The sequence below is a fragment of the Gordonia sp. 852002-10350_SCH5691597 genome (assembly GCF_001665715.1).
Classification (GTDB): domain Bacteria; phylum Actinomycetota; class Actinomycetes; order Mycobacteriales; family Mycobacteriaceae; genus Gordonia; species Gordonia sputi.
On record NZ_LZMO01000081.1, the window covers coordinates 1 to 11,810 of the forward strand.

14 protein-coding genes are annotated in these 11,810 nt (G+C 65.6%); 6 read left to right on the forward strand and 8 right to left on the reverse strand.

What is annotated here, in order from left to right; all coding sequences use genetic code 11:
• The first annotated feature begins 116 nt into the window (after positions 1–116).
• Positions 117–440, forward strand: a complete 324-nt coding sequence (locus A5777_RS05705; protein WP_064861930.1) for a winged helix-turn-helix transcriptional regulator — start codon at positions 117–119, stop codon at positions 438–440.
• A 55-nt stretch (positions 441–495) separates the two neighbouring features.
• Positions 496–939: a J-domain-containing protein gene (locus A5777_RS05710; protein ID WP_064861931.1), complete on the forward strand. Its 444-nt coding sequence runs from the start codon at positions 496–498 to the stop codon at positions 937–939.
• Here A5777_RS05710 and A5777_RS05715 read toward each other — a convergent pair.
• Together A5777_RS05715 and A5777_RS05720 are read right to left on the reverse strand one after the other, a co-directional pair.
• The gene (locus A5777_RS05715) at positions 920–1,396 is read right to left on the reverse strand and encodes a VOC family protein (RefSeq protein WP_231894959.1); all 477 of its coding nucleotides are present in this window, start codon (positions 1,394–1,396) and stop codon (positions 920–922) included. The genes A5777_RS05710 and A5777_RS05715 overlap by 20 nt on opposite strands.
• A gap of 2 nt (positions 1,397–1,398) precedes the next feature.
• Positions 1,399–2,550, reverse strand: coding sequence for an FAD-dependent monooxygenase (locus A5777_RS05720; RefSeq protein ID WP_064861934.1), 1,152 nt, complete (start codon positions 2,548–2,550; stop codon positions 1,399–1,401).
• Between the two features lie 93 nt (positions 2,551–2,643).
• Here A5777_RS05720 and A5777_RS05725 point away from each other — a divergent pair, with 93 nt between their 5' ends.
• Complete coding sequence (locus tag A5777_RS05725) at positions 2,644–3,246, forward strand: TetR/AcrR family transcriptional regulator (protein ID WP_082933558.1); 603 nt, start codon at positions 2,644–2,646, stop codon at positions 3,244–3,246.
• 4 nt (positions 3,247–3,250) lie between these two features.
• Here the strand turns inward: A5777_RS05725 and A5777_RS05730 are convergent, their stop codons facing one another.
• Entirely contained in the window at positions 3,251–4,381 is a 1,131-nt protein-coding gene (locus tag A5777_RS05730; RefSeq protein WP_064861933.1) for a lycopene cyclase family protein, read from the reverse strand.
• A 2-nt stretch (positions 4,382–4,383) separates the two neighbouring features.
• A complete protein-coding gene (locus A5777_RS05735) occupies positions 4,384–5,160 on the reverse strand; it encodes an SDR family oxidoreductase (protein WP_064861935.1) in 777 nt (258 codons plus the stop codon).
• A gap of 116 nt (positions 5,161–5,276) precedes the next feature.
• Here A5777_RS05735 and A5777_RS05740 point away from each other — a divergent pair, with 116 nt between their 5' ends.
• Both A5777_RS05740 and A5777_RS05745 read left to right on the forward strand, forming a co-directional pair.
• Entirely contained in the window at positions 5,277–6,905 is a 1,629-nt protein-coding gene (locus A5777_RS05740) for an ABC-F family ATP-binding cassette domain-containing protein (protein ID WP_005202799.1), read from the forward strand.
• A gap of 239 nt (positions 6,906–7,144) precedes the next feature.
• On the forward strand, positions 7,145–8,905 hold the full coding sequence (locus A5777_RS05745; protein ID WP_005202806.1) for a CocE/NonD family hydrolase: 1,761 nt from the start codon (positions 7,145–7,147) through the stop codon (positions 8,903–8,905).
• A gap of 17 nt (positions 8,906–8,922) precedes the next feature.
• Here the strand turns inward: A5777_RS05745 and A5777_RS05750 are convergent, their stop codons facing one another.
• The 4 genes from A5777_RS05750 to A5777_RS05765 all read right to left on the reverse strand — a co-directional run bounded on the left by A5777_RS05750 (position 8,923) and on the right by A5777_RS05765 (position 11,470).
• Entirely contained in the window at positions 8,923–9,477 is a 555-nt protein-coding gene (locus A5777_RS05750; protein WP_231894581.1) for an MSCRAMM family protein, read from the reverse strand.
• The gene (locus A5777_RS05755) at positions 9,459–10,055 is read right to left on the reverse strand and encodes a class F sortase (protein ID WP_005202809.1); all 597 of its coding nucleotides are present in this window, start codon (positions 10,053–10,055) and stop codon (positions 9,459–9,461) included. Before A5777_RS05755 ends, A5777_RS05750 begins: the two co-directional genes overlap by 19 nt.
• Positions 10,052–11,002 (reverse strand): MSCRAMM family protein, encoded by a 951-nt coding sequence (locus tag A5777_RS25285; RefSeq protein ID WP_231894960.1) that lies wholly within the window; start codon positions 11,000–11,002, stop codon positions 10,052–10,054. The genes A5777_RS05755 and A5777_RS25285 overlap by 4 nt, the downstream gene beginning before the upstream one ends.
• 132 nt (positions 11,003–11,134) lie before the next feature.
• A complete protein-coding gene (locus A5777_RS05765; RefSeq protein ID WP_039854492.1) occupies positions 11,135–11,470 on the reverse strand; it encodes a hypothetical protein in 336 nt (111 codons plus the stop codon).
• Positions 11,471–11,510: 40 nt separating this feature from the next.
• Here A5777_RS05765 and A5777_RS25290 point away from each other — a divergent pair.
• Positions 11,511–11,810: hypothetical protein (locus tag A5777_RS25290; RefSeq protein WP_231894961.1), on the forward strand; the 300-nt coding region annotated here is incomplete at its 3' end.

The following is an 11,810-nucleotide window of genomic DNA, read 5'->3' on the forward strand; positions in this document are numbered from 1 at the left end:
GAATTCGAGACCATCATCAACCACGAGGCCCCTCAGGCCGCGTGACTAACCCTGTCACCTATCCGTGCACCAGGCCCTTTCCTACCGATTGGTAGGACTGGCCGGAAGGCGATCGAATGCCGACTTCGCAACCAGCCGCAGCGGACTGTTTCGTTCGACTCGGTGTCGAGCTCATCTCCCATAGGTGGGACGCAGTGGTGCTGACCGCGCTGCGGGCGGGACCTGCGCGCAGGGTCGATCTGATCGCATCGATCGGCGGGATCAGCGACAAGTCGCTGCACCAGTCGCTGGTGCGACTGCGGGATCGGCAACTCGTCCGTCGGGGCGACGCCGCGACCTATGCGTTGACCGAGGTGGGTTCTTCGTTGGCAACCGGACCTCTTCTCGACCTGGCGCGGTGGGCAGAACAGCACCGGCTCTCCGTGCTCGACGACGGGTAGCGGCGATGACGCGAGCACGTACCGGGGCATCCCGAATACGTGGCATTCTGGACGCATGGACGAACCTGAAGGACGGTTTCGTCGTGTCCGCCGCTGGAAGCCGCCCACGTACGAAACGCGCGTGGAGAAGATGATCCGCGAGGCCACCGAGCGTGGCGAGTTCGACAACCTGCCGGGCATGGGCAAGCCGCTCGACCTCTCCGATACCGACGACCCCGATTGGTGGGTCAAGCGCAAGATCCGCGACGAAGGACTCGATTCGACGGCCCTGCTGCCGGCCTCGCTGCAACTACGAAAGGAGGCGCAAGGCTTCCCCGATTCGCTGGCAGACATCGCCGACGAATCAGCGGTGCGCGACATTCTCGCCGACTTCAATCGCCGTGTGCGCGAAGCGCATCTGACCACGCGGGCCGGGCTGCCGTCGGTCGTCACGGCCCACATCGTCGACGTCGACGAGATCATCGAGCAGTGGCGGTCGCTCAGGCGGGGGAGTCGGTGATTCGGTGCCCCGCGACCGGCTCCACGATGATGGAGCGGTCGAACGTGGCCGACTCGAATCCGTCTGCCGGGTCCGTGTAGATCTGAATCGTCATGCCATCCGGTGTGGAGAGGCGAACGACCTGCCCGATGTAGCCGGTGATCGGTGGGCTGTGCGGCACGCCGAGTCGGTCGAGGTGTTCGATCCATTGCTGCAGTGCGGCATTGTCGATCACCCCGAAGGTGACCGGATCGAAGCCTGCGATTCCCTGCGCCGCGGCGGGATCAAGTCGCAGTTCGATCAGTTCTGCAATGCCGGGTATCGATATCACGACGGCGTAGCGATGACCGGTCCTATCGTAATGGTCGAATCGCGTGATGTGGGTGGCGTCGAAAACCCTTGAGTACCAGTCGATACTCAGATCGAGGTTGGTGACCGGAAACTTGAGGTGATGCAGTCCGGTGAGTGTTCTCGCCATGATCACGCCACGAGCTCTGCCATGTGCAACGCCATCTGCTTTCGGGCAGGTGGCAGATGCCCTATCGCATTCATGGCGAAGTCTCGGATCTTCATCGCCACCGGATTCTCGGCAACCGACGCGGTCGTCATCAGGTTGGTCAGCCGCACAGTCGACGCAGCGATCGGGCGCCGCCGGTGCTCGTATGTGTCGAGATGCACTGTGGGAGTGGGCGAGAGCGCTGCCGCCAGCACCAGGCCGAGTTCGTGGGCATCCTGGATCCCGAGGTTCATACCCTGTCCGCCGGCAGGGCTGTGCACATGTGCGGCGTCACCCGCGAGGAAGATGTGTCCCTTCCGGAAGTGCTTGGCGATGCGATGATGGACGTGGAATTGGGATCCCCAAGCGATGCGCGAGACTCTCGCTCCCCGTGGACCGCGAGTGTCGAGCACGTTCTGCACGAGGGCAACGTCGACGTCGTCGACCTCCTCCGGCCACGTGAACAGCACCCTACGACGACCCTCGGGCAACGGACCACTCACGACGATTCCGTTGGGGGAGAAGAAGTTCTGCACCTCGTCGAAGCGTAGTGGCCACTCGTCGAACTCTGCGTCGGCGAGTACGAAAGACTGTGGATAGTCGCCTCCGACGAACTCGATGCGGGCCGATTCTCGGACCACCGAATGCGTGCCGTCGGCTCCGACGACAAACCGCGCTCGTACGGTCTCGCGGCCGTCAGGCCCGTCGACATGGACGTCGATGCCGGATGCCGTCTCGTCGAGTCCGGTGACCCTGTATCCGCGGGTGATGTGACCACCGAGTCGGTGCAGGTTCTCGGTGAGTACTTCTTCGGTCCGCCACTGCTGGATCGTGGTCACGTGCGGATATCGCGTGTCCAGATCAGCGAATCGCAGTTCGTTGAGCAGCTTCTCGCGGTTGCGAAACGTGAAGTAGGGGACCACGACGCCCTCGTCCACGAGAGTGTCGGCGACGCCGAGCTCCTGCAGGATTTCCATTGTCCGTGCCTGGATGGCCGCTGCCCGAGAGGTGTTGTGCCCCTCGGGTTGTGCGTCGAGGGTGAGTACGTCGCGTCCCGCGCGTGTCAGGACTGTCGAGGCGACGAGTCCGGTCGGGCCTCCGCCCACGATCAGCACGTCGATGTTTTCGGGCAACATGACCTTCTCCTTGGTGGTGTGAGGATCTGTGCGAGAGTTAGTCAACATCTGTTGGCCAACACGTGTTGATCATAACTCGCTAGACTGGGGGTCATGCAACCCCCGACGGCGACCAACAGGGAGCGGCCGACCAAGAAGGAGCGAGCGCTGCGCTCCCGTGCCGCGATTCTCGCCTCGGCGCGAGAACACTTCGCGCGCAGCGGATTTGCCGGTGCCACCGTGCGGGCCATCGCGCAGGATGCAGGCATAGACCCCTCCATGGTGATTCGCTATTTCGGCGACAAGCGGGGGCTGTTCACTGCGGCGACCACCGTCGACGTCGAGGTCCCGGACCTATCGGTGTTGCCCGAAGAGCAACGCGGTCGAGCAGTTGTCGAACACTTCCTGCGCATCTGGGACGACGGCGCTGCGAGTGATCTGCTCAGCGTGTTGCTCCGCAGTGCAATGACCGACCCGGTGGCACGGGATCGGGTGGTGGAGATCGTGGAGGCGCACATGCTGCCCATGGTTACTGCCGTGGTTTCCGACGAGGACGAGGCGCCGACACGCACCGGTTTGATTGCCGGCCAGGTTCTCGGTTTGGCGTTGAGCCGCAGGATTCTCGAGCTTCCACTGACCACAGACATTCCTGCGCAGACTCTGGTGAACAGCGTCGGCGCGACGATCCAGCACTACCTGACGGAACCGCTCGACTGACAGCTCAGACGTCGGACCAGCTGTGGCCGGTCGCCGCACCGCGCGCGATGGCCATCCCGGTTCGGATACCGACGCCCTTGACCACGCGGCCCATCGCCTCGAGTGTGCCCGGGAGGTTGTCGCGCTCGCTGAGGTAGCTGCGTTGGGCGCCGATCGGCATGGTGAAGAAGGCGTCGAAGAAGTCGAGGGTCTGCTCGGCCGAGAGATCCAGCAGCGCCGACAGGCCGCGGATTCGAAGTTCGTGCACCGAACGCGCCGACGTCGGCCACAGGGCCGCGGCGGGGTCGGCGCCGTCGGCGATCGCGGTCGCGATGGCGTCGGCACAGGCCAGCGAGGTTGCGACACTGTAGCCCGTCGTCGGGTTCTTCATCCCGCCCGCCGCGCCGAACCGGAAAACCGAGTCCCTCCACGGCGTCGTCGACGCGCCGACGAGCGGGAAGTTCACCACCTCGGTGCGGAGAACAGTTGGCTCATGGTCGCCCAACCGCACCCGGAGACGATGTTCGAGCTCTGGGATCGACAGCGCGGGATGCCCTGCGAGACAAGTCTCTTCGAGCAGCACAGTCCCATCGCCGAGTGGCACGGCGTAGAGAAACGACGGTAGTGGTGAGCCTGCGGCGCCGAGCCGGCGGGGACTCGCCCACTCCATCAGCAGCGTGTCGGCGCCGTCGAGTACCGCCGCCGCGTCCTTCACGTCGACGACGATTCCGAAAGCGGTTTGGTACGGGGCGTCGTGCGGCAGCGCACCACGACAGTCGATGATCTGATCGGCCTGCACGACCGAACCGTCAGCGCACACCACCCGATCAGCCGATACCGACGTCGCCGCCGACGCCACCAGCGCTACCTCGTCGAGGTCCAATTCGGTTGCGAGAGCGGCATTGTCGATAACTGTGTAACCGCGCGCGATGTGGTGACGGGTGCGTGCAGACACCTGCACCGCGTCGGTCTGTGCTGCAATGGCGTTGTCGCTCAACCAGTTCGGTAGTTCGTCGGTCCATGCCGCATAGGTGGCGTGCCACGTTCTATCGGGGTGCGGATCGACAAGGGTGGTGTCCACCCCGTGGTGGCGCAACCGGTGGGCCAGGCCTCTGCCTGCCGGACCACCGCCGACCACCACCGCCGAACGGGACATCGTCACATCGATCCGGTGGCCAACAGTCCGCCGTCGACCTGCAAGGTCTGACCGGTGATCCACGACGCGTTGTCGCTGACAAGAAAGGCGGCCGCTTGCGCGATGTCTTCCGGGTTGCCGAGTCGGCGCAGCGGGTAGCCGGCAATCGCGCGCTCTTCGTTGTCGCCTGCGATGAGTGCGTCGGCGAACTTCGTCTTGACGATGGCGGGCGCGATCGCATTGACGCGGATCTGCTGGGGTCCGAGTTCCCACGCGAGCTCTGCGGTCAGGCGGATCAACGCGGCCTTCGACGCCCCGTAGGCGGCGATGACTCCGGTGGAGCGAATTCCGGCGACCGAGGCGATATTGAGCACGGCACCTCCTGAATCGGCCATGCCCGCCCGGTATGCCTCTTGGACAAATCCGAGGGCGGCGACCACGTTCGTGTCGAAGATCTTGCGGACCGCGTCGAGATCTGCGTCGACGAGCGGACCGTAGGTCGGGTTGATGCCTGTGTTGTTGACCAGTATGTCGATCCCACCGCCGAGCTGCACCGCGGTCGCGACGGCGTCGGCTCGATGGGTGGCGTCGCCGGTGTTGCCGGGACAGATGTCGACCTTCGCCCCGTCAACCGCGTTCCGGATCGACTCGGCTGCCTGGTGCAGCGGTTCGGGTTTGCGGCCGGTGATGACCGCCGAGGCGCCTCGACGGGCGAGTTCGGTGGCGATGGCCAATCCGATGCCGCGGCTCGCGCCTGTGACGAGTGCGGATCGCCCGGTGAGATCGGGTGTTGGCAACATTCCGGTGGGTTCAGCTGTGCGTTCGGTCACCCTGCCACCGTATCGAGCGACGTGAGGAAGTCGCGGCCGCCCGGGGTGGAAAAACCAGTGGCCGGCGCACAGTAGACTGGTTCGTCGTGATCACCGCGACCGACCTGGAAGTTCGAGCGGGCGCTCGGACCCTGCTGTCGGCGCCCGGCTCAGCACTGCGTATTCAACCCGGCGACCGGATCGGCCTCGTCGGCCGCAACGGTGCTGGTAAGACGACCTCGCTGCGCATACTCGCGGGCGAGACCGAACCCTACGCGGGGACGGTGACCCGGACGGGCGATCTCGGCTATCTACCGCAGGACCCCAAAGAAGGCGACCTCGACGTCGTCGCCCGCGATCGAGTGCTGTCGGCGCGTGGGCTCGACGACATCATGCATCAGATGGAGAAGCAGCAGGCCTTGATGGCCGAGGCTGCCGACGACAAGGTGCGAGACAAGGCTGTCGCACGCTACGGGCGTCTCGAGGAGCGCTTCTCCGACCTCGGCGGCTATGTCGCCGAATCCGAGGCCGCGCGCATCTGCAACAGCCTCGGATTGCCCGACCGCGTACTCGGACAGCCGCTGCGCACGCTCTCGGGCGGACAGCGCCGTCGCATCGAACTCGCCCGGATCCTGTTCGCCGCGTCGGACGGTTCGGGAAAATCTGCGACGACGCTGCTCCTCGACGAGCCGACCAACCACCTCGACGCCGACTCGATCACCTGGCTGCGCAGCTTCCTGCAGAACCACGAGGGTGGACTCGTGGTGATCAGCCACGACGTCGACCTGCTGGCCGACGTGGTCAACAAGGTGTGGTTCCTCGACGCCGTCCGCGGCGAGGCCGACGTCTACAACATGGGCTGGAAGCGCTACCTCGACGCACGCGCAACCGACGAGCAGCGTCGTAAGCGTGAGCGCGCCAATGCGGAGAAGAAGGCGTCCGCGCTGCGCGCACAGGCTGCAAAGCTCGGCGCCAAGGCCACGAAAGCCACTGCGGCACAACAGATGCTCAAGCGTGCCGATCGGATGATCGATTCCCTCGACGAGGAGCAGGTGGCCGACCGCACCGCCCGGATTCGCTTCCCGGAGCCTGCGGCGTGTGGCAAGACTCCGCTGATGGCGTCGGGACTGAGCAAGTCCTACGGCTCGCTCGAGATCTTCACCGGCGTCGACCTCGCGATCGACAAGGGCAGTCGTGTGGTCGTGCTCGGACTCAACGGTGCGGGTAAGACCACCCTGCTCAAGGTGCTCGCCGGTGTCGAGGCGTCGGATACGGGTTCGCTGGAGCCCGGCTACGGACTCAAGATCGGCTACTTCGCGCAGGAGCACGACACCCTCGACGACATGGCGACGGTGTGGGAGAACATTCGGCACGCCGCGCCCGACGCAGGCGAACAGGATCTTCGTAGCCTGCTCGGTGCCTTCATGTTCACCGGACCTCAGCTCGACCAACCCGCAGGCACGCTGTCCGGTGGCGAGAAGACGCGACTGTCGCTGGCAGGACTCGTGTCGTCGGCGGCCAACGTGCTGCTGCTCGACGAGCCGACCAACAACCTCGACCCGATCTCGCGCGAGCAGGTGCTCGACGCCCTGCGCAGCTACACCGGCGCCGTGGTCCTCGTTACTCACGACCCCGGTGCCGCGGCGGCGCTCGATCCGCAACGCGTGATTCTGCTGCCCGACGGCACCGAAGACCACTGGAGCGACGAGTACCAGGAGCTCATCGAGCTCGCGTGACGCGCAGATCACTTCCTCTTGCTCGTCGTGATTGCGCTCCCATCTCTGCTGTGAGGTGAATCGCTGCCCAAGCGGCGTGGACGCACTGCCAATCTTCATTAGCCGTGCGAGGTTTGTCTGAGCGTCACGAATCATTCATGTGAGCGCCCGGCATCCACCTCACCTAGGAGTACTGCGTCCGTGCGGCAACCTTTGCGATCGCTCATCCTTTTCCTCGCTGCACGGTTCGGGGAGGTCCGGTGACGGCGGCGCATCGTCGCCGTTCGTGGCTCGTCGCGGCGATCGCCGCGCTGACTGTGTCCGCAGGGTTCGTGGTGCCGACCGGAGCCGCCCAGGCGGCCCCAATGCAGTCCGAGAATGTCGCCTGGGCGCCGGGGGCGCATTGGTCGCAGGCCTACATCCCCGAGAAGGACGGCACCGTCCTTCACGCCGACATCTTGCGGCCCGCGCACCTGTCCGCAAGCGCGAAGACGCCCGTAATCCTCAGTGTCAGTCCGTATTTCAATCATTCGGGCTCCGGTGGCGTCGCCGGTGCGCTTGACGGATTCACCTATAAGCCCCTTCCGCCCGCACAGCCGAACGACAGATTCTCCGATCTGGTCACCCAGGGTGACCTCATGCGCAAGGGGTATACCTACGTGATGGTCGACCTCCGAGGATTCGGAGGGAGTACGGGATGCCTGGATTATGACGGGCCGGGTGAGCAGGCCGACGTGCGCGCAGCGGTGGAGTGGGCAGCGAGTCAGCCGTGGTCGACCGGCGCTGTGGGCATGTACGGCAAGTCCTACGATGGCAACACCGGGATTATGGGAACGGCACTGGCCCCGAAGGGGCTGCGTGCGGTGGTCGCGCAAGAGCCGATGTACGACGGCTATCGCTACCTGTATCAAAACGGTGTGCGCTACCTGAACTCGCTCTACATGGGGATCTGGTACGACCAGATTGCCTCGGCGTCGGGGGTGCCGTTCGGCGACGACGCGCGCTACATGAAGTCCTCGCTGTATGAGCTCCAGCATCCGGAGTGCTTGTCGCGCAACGCATCAGCGCAGATGGCCGATTCGGATCACAACTCGTCGTACTGGCGGGAGCGGGGCTTCGCCGAGGCCGCCCACGACTCGCCGGTGCCGCTGTTTCTCACCCAGGGCCTGATCGAGAACAACACGTGGCCCGACGGGTTGTACGAGACGATCGCCGGGCGCAAGGCTCCGACGAGGGCGTGGCTGGGCATGTGGGACCACGTGCGCGGCAACGAGACCGCCGCCGACGGGCGACTGGCGATGGGGCGACCCGGATGGTTCGCCGAGGTGATGCGCTGGTACGACAGGTATCTCAAGGGCACTGACGTCGCAAGCGATCCGTCCATCGTCGTGGAGGACAACACCGGGTCGTGGCGTGCGCAGCCGTCGTGGCCGATGCAGACGTCCACGCAGACGGTCGCACTTCCGACCGGAAGCTATCGTGACGGCGTCACAGCAGTCGGCTCATACGGAACCCAGGCTTCAGCGATCTCGGCGCCGTCGGGACTCGATCGCAACCGGGGACTGTGGCGGGTCAGCGCGCCGGTCAGCAGGGCCGTCCGCATCTCGGGTGCGCCGCAGGTGTCGGTGCGCACAACGACTGCTCAGGCGGGCGCGCATCTGGTTGTCGACCTCTACGATCTCCCCCCATCCGGGCAGGCGACTCGGATCACCCGTGCCGCATCGGTTCTCGAACGCGGCGCCGCGACGACGACATTCCGGTTGCTCCCCAACGACTGGGTGTTGGCGCCCGGGCACCGACTCGGCATCCGCATCGTGAACACCAACTCCGAGCTCTATCTGCCGTCGGGCAGCAGTGCGACGGTCACGGTGACCGGTGGAACGTTGTCTCTGCCCATCGATGCCCACAGGTGGCCACCAACCGCGGGTGGCCGATCGGTGTTCCTCGACGACTACCTGGCCGGGGCGGGCCGCTACACGCTGCCCGCCGGCACACCGACGGATCAGTGGGTGATCAAGTAGGCGAGGCCTCGGCAGCATCAGGGCCGCTCCGTCGGTCCAGCCACGATGCCCGACAACTGCACGCGCTTGCCGACGTCCCGCGTGCTGACGTGACCGACGGGAGTGGCCAGAATCTCGTGATGGTCGGTGGCATTGGACTCGACGTGCATCGTTCCCGACGCCTCGTTCGCGATGTATCCGCTGGGAGCTGCTACCTCGCGAGCGCGGTAGCAGCCCGTCGGCAGCGAACGAATCAGCAGTCCCTGTGCATCGGTGACACCTGACCCACGGGATTGCCCGGCGCACGTCGTGATCGCGAACCGCGCGCCCGGCAGCGGGTGGCCGTCGATGCGGTCGCGCACTGCGATCCGCAGTTGGCCAGACCCGTCGTCGAATCCGCCGTTGCGTTCGACGCCGGTTCCGATGGATCGACTCGGTTGCTGGTCTCGCGTCGTCACGGTGAACGTTCCCGAACCGGGTGTGGCCGAGGCGGCCGCCGACGCTCCGACGATTCCGGCGAGCGCCATTGCGCCGACAACCGTGAGAGTCGTTGTCACACGGACGAATCGGCCGTTCATGCTCGCGTCGCCCACGCGATGATGTTGTCGGCGTAACCGAGCGGGGGACCGACGAACGCCCCGCCACACGTGACGAGGGCGAGGGTTTCCGGACCGTCGAGGCGGTTGAGTTCCTCTGCGGGAAAGCCCTTCTCCTTATCGGCCTTCTGGACGTTACGCACCCGGTAGTGGACGGTCTCACCCTTCGCTGTGGTGACCGCGACATCGGTTCCCGGTGCGAGAGAACTGAACCGGGCGGCGAAGCCACGCCCCTGCGAGGCCTCGTCGACGTGCCCGGTCACGACGATTGTGCCCTTGCCCGATCCGGGTAACGCCGAATCGACCCACCAGCCGAGACGATGGACGTCCTGTGGCGGCAGGAGCGCACCGGTCGTATCCGTCGCAACCGCATCGGTGACAGCGGAATCACCGCCGACCTCAATACTTTTCGGTGCGGCCGGCTCGTCGGTGCGTGCGGCAACGGGTGCGGGTAGCTGGGTCTGCGCAGACGGTGTTGCCACGGACGATTCGCTCGTGCGTGTCGAGCAGCCGACGAGAAGCGTCAGACTCAGAGCCAGCAGGCAGAACAGTGTGCGTATCGGCGTGGTCTTCATGGTCGATCCACCGGTCCCGACGGAATCGACGACAGCGATGTCCTGCCCGACGGATTGCGGTCGGTCACGTGGTCGACGGGGGTGTTGTAGACCGTCACCGTCGACACCTTGTCGGTGGACACGTCGACGGAGTACGAGCGGCCCTCGGACACATAGCCTTTCGGTGCCGCCGTCTCCTTGACGCGGTAGCAGCCCGGTGCCACCTCACGGTTGACCACGCCGCCTTCGCCGGTGGTTTCCCACCCCAGCACGTCTCCGGAGCATGTGGACACGATGAAGCTCGCCCCCGGCAGCTTGGCGCCGGTGACTCTGTCGGCCTTGACCACCTGCAGGGTTCCGGTGCGATCTCCGCCGTCGTCGATGCGTGCGAAGGAAATCTGGATGTGGTTGCCGAGCAGTCCGAGTTCGACTGTGCCGCTTCCCGAAATCAGCCTCAACCCGTCGGGCCAGCTGATCGTCTCGTAGCTGTAGGTTCCCACGTTCAGGGTCAGATCGGCGGGGGCGGTCACCATCGTCACCGCGCCGGTTTCGTTGTTGGTGAGACGTACCCGAGCGCCCTGCACCGGCGTGATCCCGCCGGGATATGGGATGAACGATGTGACATAGAGATGTGCGGTCCCGGACTCCGGAGGAGTGGCCGGAGAACTCGGGGTTGTCGATGTCGGCGCTTCGACGGTCGTCGACGGCCCGGGCGCGGAGGTGCTCGGTGCCGACGAACTCGGGAGTGACGGATCGGTGGTGGCGGGTGTCGTGGTTGGGGGCGCCTGCGTCGTCGGCTGGTCAGCGGTCGTGGCGGGTGCCACGGTGGTCGACGACGTTGACGGGGTATCCGCCCAGCCGACCGCGGGAGCCATCGCAAGGCTGAGAAGCATCCCCGTTGCGAGGGCTGCGGTGCGTGTCCGCGGAGTGCGGAACCTGGTGTGGTGCTTGGGTGATCGATTCGACATGGGAGTGAGCCTTTCGGTGGGGTGGACGGCCCCGACACCCGTGAAGTCGGGTAGGCCAATCGATTCGTTATCGCGAGGGGCCCGCGGAGGGCGGAAATCATTCATGTGTCGTACGGCCTGAGAACGTGTGGCTCAGGGCCGGTCGACTGGCCCTGAGGGAATCGAGCTCAGCGGAGTGCGTGCGCCCGGATCACGGCCGGGAGCCACGGTTCCCGGACCCGACGTTCCCGTTGCGGTGAGGTGAATCGTGTAGATCGTGTCCCGACCGCGCTCGAGCGCGATATCGAACGACGACGGCCCGACGAGCGTCAGTCCCGCAGGCACCTGCAGCACAAGAACACTCACCGTCCCGGTCGGGGACTGCACGGTCGCGGGCAGGGTCGTGACGTACGGATTGACCGCGACCAGACGCACCGACACACCGTTGACCCCGTCGTGGGCGCCGTCGAGCACAGCGTTGATCGTCACGGACCCGTAAGCGACAGGGCTTGTGGGCGCGGAGGTTTCGGTGCTCGCGGGTGTACTCGGGGGTGTTGAGGACGAAGGTGGGGTGGTCGTCGGCGGTGTTGTTGTTGGCGGTGTCGTCGGCGGCGTTGTTGTCGTCGGTGCTGTGGTGGATGGGGTGGTTACCGACGGCGCGGACGTGCCGACGTCGGCGTGGGCACCACCCACCCCGAGAGACAGGCACGCCGCGACGACGGCGACCGTACTCGAGAATGAACGGAAATACGTGAATCGCCCCGGGTTTGCTGGAGGCTCGGTTAGTTGGTTCCGGCCTCTGCTGGGACCGGGTTCTCACGGTAGCTGG